This window comes from Alsobacter metallidurans, from assembly GCF_014636935.1.
Taxonomy (GTDB): Bacteria; Pseudomonadota; Alphaproteobacteria; order Rhizobiales; family Beijerinckiaceae; genus Alsobacter; species Alsobacter metallidurans.
In genome coordinates this window covers 2012799-2029575 of record NZ_BMES01000001.1, presented here as the reverse complement: position 1 = coordinate 2029575, position 16777 = coordinate 2012799, and the positions used below count along the sequence as shown (strand labels likewise).

Annotated in this window: 13 protein-coding genes; 6 read left to right on the top strand and 7 right to left on the bottom strand. The window is 63.9% G+C overall.

The window, feature by feature from the left end; all coding sequences use genetic code 11:
• Nucleotides 1-117: 117 nt before the first annotated feature.
• The gene (locus IEV99_RS09265) at nucleotides 118-1977 is read right to left on the bottom strand and encodes a chloride channel protein (protein WP_194483068.1); all 1860 of its coding nucleotides are present in this window, start codon (nucleotides 1975-1977) and stop codon (nucleotides 118-120) included.
• Nucleotides 1978-2383: 406 nt separating this feature from the next.
• Here IEV99_RS09265 and IEV99_RS09260 point away from each other — a divergent pair, with 406 nt between their 5' ends.
• The gene (locus IEV99_RS09260) at nucleotides 2384-4168 is read left to right on the top strand and encodes an ATP-dependent metallopeptidase FtsH/Yme1/Tma family protein (protein ID WP_188517361.1); all 1785 of its coding nucleotides are present in this window, start codon (nucleotides 2384-2386) and stop codon (nucleotides 4166-4168) included.
• Between the two features lie 6 nt (nucleotides 4169-4174).
• On the opposite strand, the gene IEV99_RS09255 is transcribed toward IEV99_RS09260, so the two are convergent.
• The 4 genes from IEV99_RS09255 to IEV99_RS09240 form a co-directional block, all read right to left on the bottom strand.
• The gene (locus tag IEV99_RS09255) at nucleotides 4175-5023 is read right to left on the bottom strand and encodes an SDR family NAD(P)-dependent oxidoreductase (protein ID WP_188517360.1); all 849 of its coding nucleotides are present in this window, start codon (nucleotides 5021-5023) and stop codon (nucleotides 4175-4177) included.
• Between the two features lie 68 nt (nucleotides 5024-5091).
• Nucleotides 5092-5484: a response regulator gene (locus IEV99_RS09250; protein ID WP_188517359.1), complete on the bottom strand. Its 393-nt coding sequence runs from the start codon at nucleotides 5482-5484 to the stop codon at nucleotides 5092-5094.
• A 319-nt stretch (nucleotides 5485-5803) separates the two neighbouring features.
• Nucleotides 5804-7066, bottom strand: coding sequence for a hypothetical protein (locus IEV99_RS09245; RefSeq protein ID WP_188517358.1), 1263 nt, complete (start codon nucleotides 7064-7066; stop codon nucleotides 5804-5806).
• Between the two features lie 198 nt (nucleotides 7067-7264).
• The gene (locus IEV99_RS09240; protein WP_210318634.1) at nucleotides 7265-8176 is read right to left on the bottom strand and encodes a glycosyltransferase family 2 protein; all 912 of its coding nucleotides are present in this window, start codon (nucleotides 8174-8176) and stop codon (nucleotides 7265-7267) included.
• A gap of 420 nt (nucleotides 8177-8596) precedes the next feature.
• Here IEV99_RS09240 and IEV99_RS09235 point away from each other — a divergent pair, with 420 nt between their 5' ends.
• Nucleotides 8597-9583 (top strand): right-handed parallel beta-helix repeat-containing protein, encoded by a 987-nt coding sequence (locus IEV99_RS09235; RefSeq protein WP_188517356.1) that lies wholly within the window; start codon nucleotides 8597-8599, stop codon nucleotides 9581-9583.
• Here IEV99_RS09235 and IEV99_RS09230 read toward each other — a convergent pair.
• Both IEV99_RS09230 and IEV99_RS09225 read right to left on the bottom strand, forming a co-directional pair.
• The gene (locus tag IEV99_RS09230; protein WP_188517355.1) at nucleotides 9580-11226 is read right to left on the bottom strand and encodes a hypothetical protein; all 1647 of its coding nucleotides are present in this window, start codon (nucleotides 11224-11226) and stop codon (nucleotides 9580-9582) included. The genes IEV99_RS09235 and IEV99_RS09230 overlap by 4 nt on opposite strands.
• An 11-nt stretch (nucleotides 11227-11237) precedes the next feature.
• The gene (locus IEV99_RS09225; protein WP_188517354.1) at nucleotides 11238-11702 is read right to left on the bottom strand and encodes a GtrA family protein; all 465 of its coding nucleotides are present in this window, start codon (nucleotides 11700-11702) and stop codon (nucleotides 11238-11240) included.
• A 92-nt stretch (nucleotides 11703-11794) separates the two neighbouring features.
• On the opposite strand from IEV99_RS09225, the gene IEV99_RS09220 reads away from it, so the two are divergent.
• The 4 genes from IEV99_RS09220 to IEV99_RS09205 all read left to right on the top strand — a co-directional run bounded on the left by IEV99_RS09220 (nucleotide 11795) and on the right by IEV99_RS09205 (nucleotide 16681).
• Nucleotides 11795-13081, top strand: coding sequence for an NAD(P)/FAD-dependent oxidoreductase (locus IEV99_RS09220; RefSeq protein WP_188517353.1), 1287 nt, complete (start codon nucleotides 11795-11797; stop codon nucleotides 13079-13081).
• A gap of 23 nt (nucleotides 13082-13104) precedes the next feature.
• The gene (locus tag IEV99_RS09215) at nucleotides 13105-14586 is read left to right on the top strand and encodes a UbiA family prenyltransferase (RefSeq protein WP_188517352.1); all 1482 of its coding nucleotides are present in this window, start codon (nucleotides 13105-13107) and stop codon (nucleotides 14584-14586) included.
• Between the two features lie 113 nt (nucleotides 14587-14699).
• Nucleotides 14700-15944: an FAD-binding oxidoreductase gene (locus IEV99_RS09210; protein ID WP_308469359.1), complete on the top strand. Its 1245-nt coding sequence runs from the start codon at nucleotides 14700-14702 to the stop codon at nucleotides 15942-15944.
• Nucleotides 15944-16681 (top strand): SDR family oxidoreductase, encoded by a 738-nt coding sequence (locus IEV99_RS09205; RefSeq protein WP_188517351.1) that lies wholly within the window; start codon nucleotides 15944-15946, stop codon nucleotides 16679-16681. Before IEV99_RS09210 ends, IEV99_RS09205 begins: the two co-directional genes overlap by 1 nt.
• Nucleotides 16682-16777: the final 96 nt, after the last annotated feature.

The following is a 16777-nucleotide window of genomic DNA, read 5'->3' as shown; positions in this document are numbered from 1 at the left end:
GCGGGTCACTCAACTGTGCTCAATAAGGCGCGCGCATGGTTAATCGGCCGTGAAGCGCAGAAGCATTGCCTCAAAAAAATGCGGACTGCAAGTTGCACTGGGTTTCTACGGACGCGATCAGCGCCTCGCGACGAGGCCCAGATCCTCCCGGCGCTGCTGTTCGGCCACCGAGGTGGACAGCCGAAACACGTCGCGCGAGCGGATCGCGCCGATCAGCCGATCGGGCTTTTGCGGGTCCACGACGGGCAGCACGCCGCGGTCGTCCTGGCCGAAGATCGCCACCACGTCGGCCAGCGTCGCGGTAGGCGAAACCCGCACCACCGGCGTGCCGATCAGGTCGGCGGCCGCCAGAGGCAGGTCGGGCTCGTTCTCGACGACCTCGACCAGCGCGGGATCGACGAGGCCGAGCAGGCGGCCCTTGTCGTCCTGCACGGCCACGGCCTTGTTGCCGGCGTGGGAAACGGCGCGGGCCACCTGCTCCAGGCTGGCGCTGGCCGGGAGCACGAATTTCGCCGGCCGGATCAGTTCGGCGATGCTGACCGTGGTGAGCCGGCTGATGTCGTGGCCGCCCTCCAGTGCGAGGCCGCGCTGCTGGAACCGCCATGTCGCGAAGCTGTAGCCAAACAGCCGGTCGGTGACGAGCGACGACAAGACGGCTCCGAGCGCCACCACGAGGGACGCCTCGTAGTTGCCGGTGCTCTCCAGCACCAGAAACGCCATCGCGAGCGGGCTTCCGATAATGCAGGCCCCCAGCGCAGCCATGCCGACCAGCGCGCAGAGAGTGGGGTTGGCGACCGGCACATAGGGCAGCAGCTGCGACAGCCACGCCACCCCCTGCCCCAGCAGCGCGCCGATGAACAGCGAGGCGCTGAACAGGCCGCCGCGAAAGCCCGCGCCCAGGCTCAACGCCGACGCGAGCGCCTTGGCTCCGAGCAGCCCCACCGCGAGGCGGCCGACGATCTCGCCATTCACGGCCTCGTCGATCGCCGCGTGCCCGCTGCCCAGGATGCCGGGCGCGAGAAAGGCCAGCGACGCCAATCCGAGCGCGCCGAGAACCCGCCGCACCGTTTCGGATTTCGTCAGCCGCGCCAGGGCGCGCTCGACGCCGCCGACCAGCACCATCACGGCGATGCCGAGCAGCGCGGCCAGGATGCCGATCACGGCCGAGACCGGGTAGTCGGTCCACACGGCCGAGGCGGTCTGGCGGATCACGAACGGCCGCGGGCCGCCATCCAGCGCCGTCACGGCCATGAAGCCGCAGATCGCCGCCAGCGCCACCGGGGCGAGTGAGCGCTTGTTGTAGGTGCCGAGCACGAGCTCGAAGGCGTAGAGCATGCCGGCGATAGGCGCCTGATAGGCGGCCGAGATGGCGGCCGCCGCCCCCGCGCCCACAAGCAGCCGCAGGTCCGAGCGCGGCAGCTTGAGCCGCCGGCCGAGCACCGAAGCCAGCACGGCGCCGGTCTGCGTCACCGCGGCCTCGACGCCCACGGAAGCGCCGAACGACACCGACAGGAGGATGGGCAACACCACCGCGACCCCGTCCTCCCAGGTCAGGTAGCCGCCATGCAGGGCGTTCGCCTCCACGGCGTCGGAGGGCGGCCTGTCGGACAGGCGCGACGTGAGCCAGGTGGCGAGCGAGACCAGCAGGGCGCCGACTACCAGCGCCGCGCCGACGCGCCAGGGCGCGGTGTGGTCCGGCACCGCGACGCGGTTCTCGGCCGCGAAGCCGAGCGCCGCCCGCTGCGCCCAGATCACGAGATGATGAACCGCGAACACGCAGGCGCCGGCCGCCACCCCGACCAGGCAGGCGCTGGCCAAAAGCGCCAGCGGCGGTCCGGAGCGGTTTCGAAACAGCCGGCGCCAGCGCGAGGTCGCGACCGTTCCGGCCGCGGAGGGCGTCGGGGTGCGACGGCCCACGCGCTTTCCCAGACGGTCCATGCCATCCCGCCAGAGCGCGCCAAAACCGCTGTCCGCCATGCCGTCCGTCCCGATCGGCCGAGTTTGATCGCCAAGCTGTGATCGCGAAGCTTCGCCGTTCGTACCACGAACGCGTGGCTCTGCCCGAACGCTTCAGACGGAACAGGGATGCGTTTGGCGACGTCGAGGCGCCGGCTGAAGCGGTTCGCGCCCCGGCTTGCGGCTGTCTGCGATTTCACGCGAGCGTCTTCGCGGCCTGCGGGATCGGCCGTACAACGGCCAACATTCGTGCCCTTGCTGAAAGCAGAACAGCCTGAAAGCTCCGCTTAAGCTCGAACGCCCTTCGTAGTGAGCCGGACTGGATCATTCCTGTTCAACGTGTTTCCTTTCCGGCCTGCATCGCCGGTTCAGCCGCAAGCGGGCCGGAAAGCGATTCATTTCTGTGTCATCGTCAACTGGACTTGCCGTGACCCGATTCATCTCAAGCCTGTCGAAGCGTCTGTCCCGTCGCGCCCTCGTGGCGCTCTGCCTGGTGCTGGCCGCCGCCGTTACGGCCGCGATCGCGATACCAGTGGTGCGCATGCAACCAGCGGATATGTCCTACACGGCCTTTGCCAAGGCGGCGGCGAGCGGCGAGATCGCTCGGGTAACGGTGGGGGAGGACGCCATCCTGGTGTACCGCCGCACCGGCGGCGACGCCGTCGTGAAGCTGCCCGCCGGCCTGCTGGACGCAGCCTATCTCGACCGGCTCGCGGCGTCGGGCGTCGAAGTCGACCTCAGCGGCCGCCACTGGGACCTCCTGGCGATGCTCGGCGGATTAGCGTCTTTCCTGCTGATGGGCGTCGCCGTGGTGGTGATGGGCCTGCAGCTCGACCTGCGCGGCAAGCTGGCCTGGCCGGCGACCGCAAAGACCACGCCCTTCCGGTTCAGCGACGTCGCCGGGCTGGAGGAGCCCAAGGCCGAGGTGGCCGAGATCGTCAGCTTCCTGAAGAACCCCGCCTCGTTCGCGACCGTCGGCGCGCGCGCCCCGCGTGGCGTGCTGATGGTCGGACCTCCGGGCACCGGCAAGACGCTGCTGGCGCGCGCGCTGGCCGGCGAGGCCGAGGTGTCGTTCATGGCGGTTTCGGGCAGCGACTTCTCGGCCGCGCTCGTGGGCGTCTCCAAGAGCCGCGTCGCCCGGCTGTTTCGCGAGGCGCGACGCAAGGCGCCCTGCATCCTGTTCATCGACGAGCTGGACTCCATCGGCAAGAAGCGCGCGGCCGGCGCGTCGGCCGCCGAGCGTGAATACGACACCACCCTCAACCAGCTCCTGGTGGAGATGGATGGCTTCCACGGCTCGGACGGCGTGATCGTGGTGGGGGCGACCAACCGGGTCGACGTGCTCGATCCCGCTCTGCTGCGTCCAGGCCGGTTCGACCGTCAGGTCCATGTCGGGCTCCCCGACATCGCCGGGCGCGCCGCCATCCTGGCCGTGCATTGCGCCAAGCGGCCGCTGGCCGAGGACGTCGAGCTGCGCGTGATTGCGCGCGGCACGCCGGGCTTCTCGGGAGCGGAACTGTCCAACCTCGTGAACGAAGCGGCGGTTCTGGCCGCCCGCGCCGGCGCGACCACCATCACGGCGGAGCATTTCGCCGGCGCGCACAAGAAGCTGCTGATGGGGCTGGAGCGGCGCAGCCTGGTGCTGGACGCCGGCGAGCTGCAGCTCGTCGCCGTGCACGAGGCCGGCCATGCGCTGTGCGCCACGCTGCTGCCGGCCGCCGACCGGGTGCATTCGGCCACCATCGTGCCGCATGGCGGCGCGCTCGGCATGGTGATGCGCCTGCCCGAGAAGGACCGGCTTTGCGTGCCGCTCGACAAGCTGCGCGCCGACCTTGTGGTCGCGATGGGCGGCCGGGCCGCCGAGGAAGCGGTGTTCGGCCCCGACAAGGTGACCACCGGCGCGGCCTCCGACATCGCGTTTGCGACCGACCTCGCGACCCGCATGGTCACCGAATGGGGCATGAGCGCCGCCACCGGCAAGATCAAGGTCACGCTGCGCGACGGCGACCTGCCGCAATCGGTGCGCGACGAGGTGCGGGCGCTGGTGGAGCAGGCCTATCGGGCCGCCCGTCTCATCGTCGACGACCGCCGCGACGCGCTGGACCGGTTGACGCAAGCTCTGCTGGACCGCGAGACCCTGAACGGCGCGGAGGTCGTGGCCGTGATCGAGGGCGCGACCTCCGACGGCGCAGAGCCTTTGCGGGCCGCTTGAGGGCAGCTATCTCGGAGCAGCTTTGACGAAGTCCTCGAAGGCTGCCGCATAGTCAGGATGCCAACGAGACAATGGAGGGCGATTTTCGACGATATCGCCGGCCGCCCACATGATGCGGCGTTGGTCGAGTTCACGCGATACGTCGTTGTCGGGACAGAGGATGTAGAAGTCGCCTCGGTTCAGCCGCGCGATCATGAAATCGGCTGTCTGCTCCGGCGTCCAAGCGCCGGCGGGCTTGGCGGTGCGGCCCTTGGCTGTGAGGCCCGTGAACACGAAGCCTGGGATCAGCAGATGCGCCGTGATTGCGCAACCCGGAGTGTTGCGCAGTTCGTGTTGCAGGGCCTCCGTAAAGGCCTTAACGCCGGCTTTTGCCACGTTATAGGCCGGATCGCCCGGCGGTGTGGTGATCCCCTGTTTAGACCCCGTGTTGATGATCAGCCCCGGGCGACCCCGCTTGATCATCTCCGGCGCGAAGATCTGCGTCCCGCGGATTACGCCCCACAGATTGACCGCCAAGATCCTTTCCCACGCACCGGCGTCCAGCAGGCTGCTGCCCGGCTGGATTCCCGCGTTGTTCATGAGCACGTCAACGCCGCCGAACTGCTGCATAATCTGCGCGCGCAGCCGCGCTAGGTCTTCCGGCGCGCTCACATCGGTCTGCACGGCCAGGATCTCGCCCCCACCGTTCGCCGCCGTGAGCGTGGCGTTGGCTTGCGCGAGCATCTCGACATTGACGTCGACAATACAGACGTTCAGGCCTGCGCGCGCGAAGCGCAAAGCAGACGCGAGACCGATGCCGCCGGCGCCGCCCGTGACGACTGCGGTTGCCCCGGGTTTCAGCGCTGGATGAGGCATCAATGATGGGTCCTGATTCAAGCATGCTGCGGCGTCCCACAGCGGCGCCCCGGTGCATCTCGTCCGGTCTATACGGCGGATGTCGGGCGATCTAGCATTTCCTCCACCATGGACGGCAGGGCGCGCCAGCGCACAGGCTTCGGCAGGATGGCGCCTACGCCAAGCTGAACCGCCTTGCTGACAACGCTGCCGCAATGGTTGCCGGTGATGACCAGGATGGGAATATTGCGCAGCCGTGTGTCCTGCTTCATGGCCCGGATCACCGCAAAGCCACCGACTTCCGGCATCCCGAGATCGATGATCGCGAGATCGAATGTGCGGATCTCAAGAAGGCCGATCGCCTCGGCCCCACCTTGGGCAATCACGATCTCGGACGCCGGATCAGCAAGGACGCGCAGCGCGATCTTCTGGAACAGCACGTCGTCATCGACGACGAGAATCCGGCGTGGCTTGGCGTTCATAGGCGACAACTCGGGTTGAGGCGGGCATGCGGCGCCAGGGCGCTGCCGGCCGATGCTGGCAGTCGGCGCTGAAGGAACGATCAAGAAAGGCAGCAAAAAACAATGGAGAGACGAGAACGATTTGTTTGAACCCAGCGCCGAGGCCATGCTGTCTGCAAGCGATTTGTGCCGGCTCACGCTTGCTGAGCCGCATTTGAGGGAGTACGGCAGCCGGAGGTTTGGCGGACAGTTCGCAACCGCTAGACCTATTACGATCAAGATGTGCCGCCATGACCAAGGCAACGCATCCGTACGCGGCGGCCTTGTGCGCCCACACAGGCTATCGGGAAACGACCGCCCGCCAGTCTGGGTCGCATCGATCGAGCCAAGGTGCAAGCGGGTCGGAAAGTTGCAACCCCAATGCGTCGCCAAGCCAGGAAGACAGATTGTTGATTGATTCGTAGCGGGTCGCCCCGATCGAAATCACGGCGATAAAGAGACCGGAGCGAACAATGTATGCTCCGCGTCGTGAGGGCGTTGCGACACCGCGTGCTTGTAAGCTCGAAGCATAGATCCAGAGATTAAGGACACCTAGTTGCAGCCATCGGCCCGTATCGTTGGCGATGGCGATCATGAACAAGACAGGCAGAAAAGCGACCCCCAAGCAGGCGGTGAACCGTGACGTTAAGTTCAGAATAGGTATGTATACGAAAATCATCAACAACGCAAGGAATGTATTCATAAAATACCGTTGGTTAATTTGTAAATTATAACAAACTGCTGTCCTGATTCCTCTAAGTCCAGTCACGAACATGTATGTTGCAATCTCTTTCGAGGCTAAGGCCGAATGGTCAACCCAATCGGGGCCCGCCCTCATCATTCGCTCGACCAAGGCTGCATTCGGTGCTGAATAGTATCGTTGCGCCAAAAAAATTAATACTGTTCCGGCAGTTAACAGTACGGCATAGATTGCAAGATCGTAAACCGCATTCTGGCGGACGCTGCAGCTGTTGATAAGCAGTACAGCCAAGATCGGGGCTCCGAAGATCAGGGCTGTTTCGTGTACCAGCGAGGTCAGCAGAATGATCGCCAACGCCAGCAAAGATCTTCGAAACATGACTGCGGCGGACGCGAATGCGATTCCGCTGGCTACCAACATGTCGGTTCGCGCGAAGTCTAACGCACATCCCTTGAACGTTTGCGGTGAGACGCAAATCACGCCCGTCAGAAACAAGCAGTCCCAAAAATTCTGACTCCAGTTTAACCGAGTGAGTATAACGCTCACTGCAATGGCCAGAAGAACGCAGGACAGCGCCATGAATGCAATGGCGCCATGAAGCCAATTGCTCGACAAGGAATTCGCGATCGTTCCGCCAAGTCCGCGCCGCACAAATCCGTCATTGAAAAAATCGAGCGAGATTACGGTCCGGCTGTACACGCTGCGCAGATAGATGGATTCCCAGGCTTCCGGGCTGCCGTCAGCCACCAAGCGGCCCATGATCCGGGTTCCGAAATACACCATGCAGCAAAATGCAGCTGCGATCATAGCGGCATGTGTGACGCGTTTTTGCGAGAACCTGAATATCAACCCAGTCTGCAGCACATCACTTCTCCCCCGTTTTTAGGAGAAGATTTGAGGCAAAAATCGATCATGGGATACACAGCCTTTCAGCTGCGCTTCGATACAACTTTTTTGCACAACGTTGCGAAATGCCCCTTTGCGACGTCGATCGAGGCTAAATCACTCGCGTATATCTTCGAAAGGCGGGTCTCATAATTCGCCGACCGGTATCCTGCCCGCTTAGTGGGGAACCGAGCCGCCTTCCACGGCTGGAGCGGCAACCTTCTCTCCAGTCGTGAGAATTCGAACGACATCGCCAAACCGCCAGATCCGCGACAGCGCAAGAACGCCCAGCGCCCCGGCCTTCTGGCGAGCAGTGACCAACTCACGGCTCAACAGAACCTTGGGCGCATGGGCCGCAATGGACGGAATCAGGAGCAAGTTGCGCAAGGCCCATTGCCAAGTCTGGCCCTTGTCGGTGGCGAGCGCATAGCTTTCGCGATTAACCCGACGCCACTTCGCGGCGAGTTCGGGCCAGGTTTTGCGGGCAGGATGGCCGACCTGGGCAAGGTCGCTATACCCGAGCTTATAGCCCTTGGCGGTCGCGCGCCAAGAGAAATCCCGATCTTCGGACACGGCCGAACGGAAGCCGCCCACTTCATCGAACACCTTGCGGGATACGAACAGATTTCCGGACCCTGCAAAACCCAACTTTTCCGCGTACTGCTTCATGTCGAATGCGAAAACGCGTTCGAACGCCTCGACCGCCGTCACACGTGCTGGATCATCCACCAAAACGCGGACGCCGCCGCCGACGAAGTCCGCCGAACCCAGCGCCCTGATTCCCTCGACGAGCCACTGAGGCTCCGGAACACAATCACAGTCGGTGAACGCCAGGACGTCTCCCGTGGACACGGCCACGCCACCGTTCCGGGCTGGTCCGGCGCCCTTTTCCCGGACGATCACCAGTTGGGCCCTGCCTCTGATCGCCTGCCGCACCCATTCCTCACCCTCGGGGGAATTGTTGTCGGCGACGATAATCTCGAAGGGATCACGCCATGTTTGACGAGACAGCGCTTCGAGACACCGGTCGAGGCCCGAAATATCTCGATAATGCGGAACGATCACGCTGACACGTGGTGTCGATGCCAATTCAAAGACCTCTCATAGACTCATGCCGGCGGTCCTTGGACCGCGGCGAGGTGTTATAAGGCGCCGGCTGTTCTCATGGCTCCGATATCGGCTTATCCTGCCCGAAAATCGTTAAACTCGCGGCTCCTCAAACCTGTTGCCCTTTTCGCGTTCTGGCTTGGTCTCAAACCAGTCGCAAGAGGGCGGCGGCAAGAGAAAAGGTTGATGGTCATTGGCCAGCGGCGAGGCAACGAGGCTTGGGAGACTGAGCACGTCGGAGGAGCGTGATAAGCGAAGCACCCAGCGATAGCGAAGGTCCGGGGCCGAATTGCGTCCGATTTCGGATCGCGAGCGCCGAACGGCATCCCGTGGTCGCCCTTCCGCAGCACCAGCTGCAATCCAGCGTTGCGTAGACGACGCCCATGGTGAAACATCGGCCCGATGGCTCAGACACACAAGCTCGACCCTGCACAGGGTCAAACCCTGGCAAACCAAATGGGGCGGCTCAACGCCAGCCTTGGACCTGGTGACGTCATTCATCTCGCGGCCGGCTTCCACGGGGCGCCCGTGATCACGCGCGCCAACGAGGCGGTTGTTTCGGTCTTGGGTGAGCCCGGCGCGATCGTCGGAAAGACGGTCCTTGCCGGGGCCAAGAAATGGTTGTTCCAATCCATCAGCTTTCGGGGGGTGGATCCGGCTGCTGACGAGAAAAGCGTCAACCGACTGGTGGACGTCTCGCCGACGAGCGCCGACATCATCTTCCAGAGTTGCAGCTTCGCGACGGTCGACGACATCTCCGGATGGTCGCCGGACGACTGGGTACTGAAGCCCTTTAACGTAGCGTTGATGATGCGCGGCTCCGGTTGCGCGTTGCTGAACTCCCGAATCTTCAACGTGCGAAACGCGCTTTCGCTATCCGGCCCCGGTGGTCGGGCGATCGACAACGTCATCGAGCATTTCGGCAACGACGCCATCCAGTTCGGGGCGGATGGGCTGGTGATCTCCCGGAACGTGATTCGCCAAGGGCGACACACGGCGCGTGAGCAGCTTCACGCGGATGGGATGCAGGGCTACCCCAAGGCAAACGATGGCGTTCATACCGGAATCTTGATCGAGAACAACACCGTCGACATGACGGGGGCGGCTGGGGACTACCTGCAGGGCATTACGGCGTTTGACGGGCGCTGGCGTGATGTGCGGGTTCTGCGCAATAAGGTCGTCGTCAATGCCTGGCACGGAATTACGTGGTTCGGCGTGGACGGGATTGAGATCGCCGGCAATACCGTGGCGCTTTCGCCCAACTCGAACCCGAAGCTCACGCCGTGGATCAGCGTCGACAAATCGAAGGAAGGGCGGCCATCCTCTAATATCCGCGTCCACGACAACGTCTGCCGCACATACCGGCTGCCGCCGGGGACCCCTCACTAGGATTGCACAAGCTCCGCCTCGCATGCATCAAACCGCCCTGGGGGTGTTTCGGCCGTGTTCGCAATCCAGATCTCGACATCGCCGGCGCGAGCATAAGCGTGATATTCGGCGGTCAGGAAGTCGTCCAATGCCGTGACGCCGCTGCTTTGCGCGCTGCCGTTCGGCTCGCGGATGCTGTCGAAACTGGCGTCCCGAACCACGAAGCGCACGTGGCCGCGGCGGAGTTCGTCGATCATTTGAGCTTGGATGTCCGCCCGGTTCTGCAGGCCCGGATCGAACTGGGCCCAGTGCGTCGCCGGAAGCCGCCGCGCGACAGCATAGAGCACCATCGCGTTCACCAGGATCCGGTCGTTGCGGTGGAGGGCGACGAGGATTTTTTCGTCCGCGCGCGTGCGCCGAGCCAGGGTGGTTGCAACCCGAGCATATGCAGGCTTCAGGCGCGCGACGCCTTCGCATGCGCCGGTGGGCGCGCCCTGGGCGAGCCAGCCCGCCAGCGTCCGCGGCCGGTCGCTCAGGCTCACGCCGAACTCGTAGTAGGTGCTCCCGACCCCGGCCGTCACCACGAAGAGCGCCAGCACGTACGCGCGGGCGGGCGAGTGGGCGCGCGCCCACTGGTCCATCACGACCGCGAGCGCGACGAGTCCGGGCACGCCGCCCAGGAGCATGTGCACCGGCTGCACGCGCACAACGCCCTTCGTAAATAGGAACAGCGCGCACGCGCCGAAGAGCACGAGGTGCGCGCGGGCGAGCGCGGACCACCCCGCGCGCGCGCTCGCCTTCTCCCGCTGGCTCATTCGCCAGACCTCGAAGGCGGCGAGCGCGGCCGCCACGACGGGCAGGTATACGGCCGGCGCAAACGAGCGCCAGGGCGCCGGAAACGGCAATCCCCGCATCGGGCCGTAGTAGCGCAACGTGTATTCGAAAATGTCGTGCACAAAGGGGTGCAACGGCGACGCGGACAGAAATGCGACGGCGGCCGGGAGGAAGACGACGGCTGCTCCAACCGCATAAGCAAGGCCGATCGCGAGCGTGCGGCGCAGGGCCGCCGGCCATGGGTCCGACAGAACGGCTACAACCGCGACGCCGACGCCGTTGGCGGCTAGCAGGAAAAAGCCCGCGTCATAGCGGAACAAGGCCGCAAACCCGGCGCACAGGCCAGCGCCGAAGCTTGGCCAAAGGGGGCCAACCTGCCCGATGGCTGGACGCGCCAACAAGGACGTGGCCGCCAGAGCCAGCAGGATGCAAGGGAAGACCGGGTAGAGGAATGAGTTGGACCCGGCGAGCATAATGGCGCAGACCGCGCTGGCGAGCCCCGCCACCCACAGCCGGCAGACGCGCAGCCCGATGCTGAACACGGCCGTGCAGATCGCCGCCTTGACGGCAAGATCATAAATCCGCTCAGCGATAAACGAGCCGTCGAACAGGCCGAGGACCGCCGCCACAATGGCGTACTGCGCGGGCCCATAGCTGGAGTAGAAGTCGCGGTGTACGAGTTCGCCGGCAGCCATGCGCATGGCGTTCGTGAGCACGATGCCTTCGTCGAACACGTTTAGATCGCGCGGCATCGTGGCAAGCAGAAACGCGAACGTAAGGCCGCCGCACAGTGCGGCTGGTGCGAATGTCAGCCAGCGCTTCAGGGCCATCGCGGCGCGCTCTAAACGTCAGAAGCGCTGCTTATGCGCGGCGCCTCCGTCGGCCGAAACGTCCGGTAGGTGAAGAACCGGTGCCCGAAATAGCTCGTGAACGTCATGAGACCCGCTCCAACAAAGGCGCCCGCCAGTTCAGCCATATGCAGGGGGAGGTAGGGGGTGAGCGCGTACCTGCCGAGGACGAAGGCGACGACCCAGTACACCGCGGATCCCAAGGCATAGACGAGCAAGAATCGGCCGAGTTCGCCGGGCGCGCGGTCCCAGGCATGCGAACGGAAGGCGAAGATCTTGGTGAGCAGGAATGAAATGGAGAAGCCCGCCGCTAAACCGCACAGCAGGGACACGCCGAATGGCGCATGATCCCGGGACAAGAAGACAGCCGCGAGGTTGCCGACAGTCGCCGTCACTCCGGTGACAACAAACCGTAAAAACTCGTTGAAATTGATCAGTTTTTCTTGGAGATCGGGCATGCGCCCCCCACTCGGATCCACCAGATGGGTGTATAGAGGAACAACCTATGGTGTGCTAGAGGCGCCACTAATCGCAACGGAGATTTGATTTTTTGACGCGTATTGTCGTGATCGGAGCCGGCGCCATGGGCTTGGCCGCCGCCTATCAGGCCGCCCAAAGTGGACGCCAGGTCATATTGATCGAGGCTGCTCCCGAAACGGGCGGAATGGCCGCTCATTTTGATTTGGACGGCCTGTCCATCGAGAGGTTCTATCATTTCATTTGCAAAAGCGACCAAGCGACTTTCGACTTGTTGAAAGAGCTAGGCATCGACGGAGCGTTGCGGTGGCGCGGAACCTCGATGGGCTACTGGATCAATGGCCGCCTCCACAAGTGGGGCGATCCCATCGCACTGCTCCGCTTCAACGAGATCAGCCTTTTGTCGCGCCTTCGTTACGGGCTGTTTGCGTTCGTGTCGACGCGCCGCCGACGCTGGGACGCTATCGAGGGTGAAACGGCGAAGTCCTGGATCACCCGCTGGTGCGGACGGGAAGTGTACGACAAGCTCTGGAAGCCGTTGTTCGATCTCAAGTTCTACGAATACGCGGACAACATTTCGGCGGCCTGGATCTGGACCCGCGTGAAGCGAATTGGACGCTCCCGCCGCTCGCTTTTCCAAGAGGAGCTTGGCTATCTAGAGGGCGGCAGTCAGACGCTGGTCAATGCGCTGAGCGATGCTATCCGCCGGAATGGAGGCGAGATCCGCCTCGCCTCTACCGCCGAACGCATCTTGCAGGAAAACGGCCAAGTCGTGGGCGTTCAGCTTCGCGGCGGAGAGACCATCGACGCCGACGCGGTCATCTGCACAACGCCGACGCCCTTCGTCTCGCGGCTGGCGCCCGACCTGCCGGCCGACTGGCGCGCACGCTACGACGCCATCAAGAACATCGGCGTGTGCTGCCTCGTGTTCAAACTGTCGCGGTCGGTGTCGCCCCATTTCTGGGTCAACATCTCCGACAAGGACTGCGCCATCCCGGGATTGATCGAATTTTCCAATCTCCGGCCCGTCGGCGGCGAGACCGTCGTCTACGTGCCCTACTACATGCCGACATCCAACCCGAAATTTGCCTGGACGGATGAGGCTCTGCTGGATGAAGCGTTCGCGGCAATCCAGAAAATCAATCCTGCGCTGACGCGAAATCATATCCTTTCGACCTACGTCGCGCGGCTATCTTACGCTCAACCTATCTGCGAGCCAGACTTCGCCAAGAAAATACCACCGGTCGTCACACCGATCCGCGGGCTACAGATAGCAGATACCTGCTTTTACTATCCGGAAGATCGCGGAATTTCCGAGAGCGTTCGACTGGGTCGGGAGATGGCGACACGCATCACGTGATGGACGTTCGGCGAGGGTTGGGCTTGGCAGGAAGCATTACAGACCGACAATACGACCGCCAACTTGGCGCAAATGCTGGCGCGACTGTCGCCGACGTGCCGTTGGTCGTGGATGTTGATGGGACGCTCATCAAATCCGACATCCTTCACGAATCCGCGCTGCAGTTCGTGGCCCGCTACCCCTACCAGATCTGGAAGCTGCCGGTCTGGCTGAGAACTCAGGGCAAATCGGGCTTGAAGACCGAACTCGCCAAGGTCGCGGACCCGGTCGTCGCCTCAATTCCGATACGGGACGAGACGCTGACCCTGATCAGGGAAGCGCAGTCGGCTGGACGGCGTGTCTATCTGGCCTCTGCGTCGGAGCGTTCGATGGTCGAGGCGCTGGCGGACAGGATCGGCGGCGTGACGGGCGTATTCGCAACGGAATCGACCGTGAACCTCGCAGGCGACGCCAAGGCGGAACGCCTAATCGCAGAATTCGGCCGAGGCGGTTTCGACTATGTTGGAGATGCCAAGGTCGATTTTCCCGTCTGGCAGGCCAGCCGCCGCGTGCTGGCGGTCTCGCATAAGAGGGGTTTCGAGGCGAAGCTGATGAGCGCTTTTCCGGACGCGCAAGTCATCGCGCGGCCGACGGCCTCCCTGGCCGATATGGCGCGGGCGCTCAGGCCGCATCAGTGGGCCAAGAACTCGCTGGTGTTCGTCGCCCTTCTCGCCGGCCATCATTTCACGGCGTCGGCCATTTTCGCGTCGGTGCTGGCGTTCATCTGCTTTTCAATGGCGGCTTCCAGCGCCTACCTCATCAACGATCTGCTGGACCTGCCCGGCGACCGCGCCCATTCCCGCAAGCGTTACAGGCCGTTCGCGTCCGGCTCGACGCCAATCATGCACGGCATCGTGGCGGCAGTCGCCTTGGGATGCGGCGCATTCGCGCTTGCGACCGCCCTGCCCTGGAAATTCCGGTTTATTTTGCTGCTGTATGTCATCACCACGCTTGGCTATTCCTTATTACTGAAACGGAAGCTGGTGATCGACGTGGTGGCGCTGGGGGGTCTCTACGCCCTTCGCGTGCTCGGCGGCATGACGGCGCTTGGACTGGCGCAATCGCCTTGGCTGCTGATGTTCTCGCTTTTCCTGTTCTCGAGCCTCGCCATCGTGAAACGGTGCTCCGAGCTCACCGCCAACAAGCGCGAAGCACATGGACGGCTGATTGGCCGTGGCTATCAGGTGCGTGATCTCCGGGTTTTATTTCCCTGCGCGGCGGCCGCTGGCTACGGGTCCGTGCTGGTTTTCTCTTTGTATCTGTCCAGCCCGGAAATGCGCGGGCTCTACAGCCATCCAGACCGGCTCTGGCTGGTGTGCCCGTTGTTGATCTATTGGATCAGCCGTGTCTTGATCCTCTCGAACCGTGACGAGATGCACGACGACCCGGTCGTGTTCGCGCTCACCGATAGAAACAGCCTTCTGACCGGCTGTTGCGTCCTGGCCGTTCTGGCGATCTCAATTTGACTCTGCGCACAGATCCCCGCCATCGTGGCGAAACAAAGATTCTGCAGGGGTGGGGCCGGTTTCCACGCCTTCCGGGCGCAGTTGAGCAGCCGTCGACAGTACGCGACGCGTCTGTGGACCGGACCGGCGACACACCCGTGATTGCGCGCGGGGCGGCTCGCTCCTACGGCGACGCCAGTTTCGGCCCAGGCTTAACGCTGGACATGCGGCGGCTGGACCATGTGACCGCCTTCGACGCCGCGTCAGGCGTGATGACCTGCGAGGCCGGCGTGCTTCTCAGCGACGTCATCCGGCTGTGGACGCCGCGAGGCTGGTTTCCTCCGGTCACGCCCGGCACGAAGTTCGTCACCATCGGCGGCATGATCGCGTCGGACGTGCACGGCAAGAACCATCACCTGGCCGGCTCGTTCGGCGACCACGTGATCAGCTTTCGCCTGGCGCTTGGGGACGGTTCGGTCGCGACCTGCTCGCGCACGGAGAACGTCGACCTTTTCGAGGCAACTTGCGGCGGCATGGGCCTGACCGGCGTCATCCTGGAGGCGACCTTCCGGATGATCCCCGTGCGCAGCGCAAGGATCATGCAGGAGACGCAGCGCGCTCCGAACCTCGCAGCCGCCATGGACCTGTTCGAGGCCGGCTCGGAGCGAACCTACTCGGTGGCCTGGATCGACTGCCTTGCGACGGGGGCGGAACTCGGGCGCTCCGCCGTTATTTTCGGCGATCACGCCAGCCCCGATGATTTCGACTCGGACGCTCGCAGCGCGCCCTTCAGCAGACGGACTCCGAATAAGAGACGTATTCCGCTCGACTTTCCTGGCTTCGCACTGAACCGTGCGTCGGTGTCGGCATTCAACAAGCTCTACTACAAGCGGCAGGCTCCCGGCCGGAGGCTGGTCGATCTCGAGCCGTACTTCTACCCGCTGGACGCCATCCAGGACTGGAACAGGATCTACGGCCAACGCGGCTTCGTTCAATACCAATGCGTGTTGCCGCTGGCGACGAGCCGGGACGGCCTTGCGGCGCTGCTGACAGAGATCGCCAGGGCTGGAGACCCATCATTCCTGGCAGTCCTCAAACGGCTTGGCCGCGAATCGTTTGGTCTCCTGTCTTTTCCCCTTGAGGGCTACACCCTCGCGTTGGACTTTCCGGCGACGGATCGGACCTTCGGCCTGCTGGACAGGCTCGACGACATCACGCTGGAGGCAGGTGGGCGCCTCTATCTCACCAAGGATGCACGCATGCGCCGCGCCATGTTGGAGGCGAGCTATCCGAGGCTCGACCGGTTCCGCGCGGTGCGCGAGCAGTATGGCTTCACGACGCGGTTTCGGTCGGCGCTTTCCGATCGCCTGGGGCTTTGATGGTGACCAATCAATCCGTTCTCATCCTCGGCGCGCGATCCGATATCGGTCGCGCGATCGCGCACACATTTGCGGGCCATGGGCGGCCAATCGTGCTGGCGGCGCGCCGGGCCGCTGACCTTAACGTCGATGTCGCCGATATCTCGGCGCGCTATCAAGTGGCGGCCAGTGCGATCGAGTTCGACGTGATCGACGGCGGCGCGACGCGATTCTTCGACAGCTTGCCTGAATTGCCGGACGTGGTGGTGATGGTGGCGGGACTACTGGGGGACCAGGCGGTCAACGAGGTCGACCAGGACGCGGCGATGCGCGTGATGGCCACCAACTATACGGGGCCGGCCTGCTACCTGCTGGAAGTGGCGCGGCGCATGGAGGCGCGCGGGTCCGGCGCCATTGTGGGGATCAGCTCCGTGGCCGGGGACCGCGGCCGCCGCTCCAACTTTGTCTATGGCTCCGCAAAGGCGGGATTCACGGCTTTCCTGTCCGGACTGCGAAACCGCCTGGCCGCCCAGAATATCCAAGTCGTGACGATAAAGCCCGGTTTCGTGGCGACCCGGATGACAGCAGGCATGAAGCTGCCACCTGCCCTCACGGCGGCTCCGCAGGAAGTCGCGGACGCAACCTGGCGCGCCGTGACGAAAGGCAGTGACGTCGTCTACGTGCGCTCGGTCTGGCGTTTGATAATGTGGATCATCCGGAGCATTCCAGAGCGTCTGTTCAAACGCCTGAGCCTGTAACGCGCTACGCGCCTGCACCGTCAGGCGACGAGCGGCCTCGGCGTTGCGGGGCCGGGGCTGCGCTCCTTGCGGACTGTCGCATTGCGCCGGCCGATA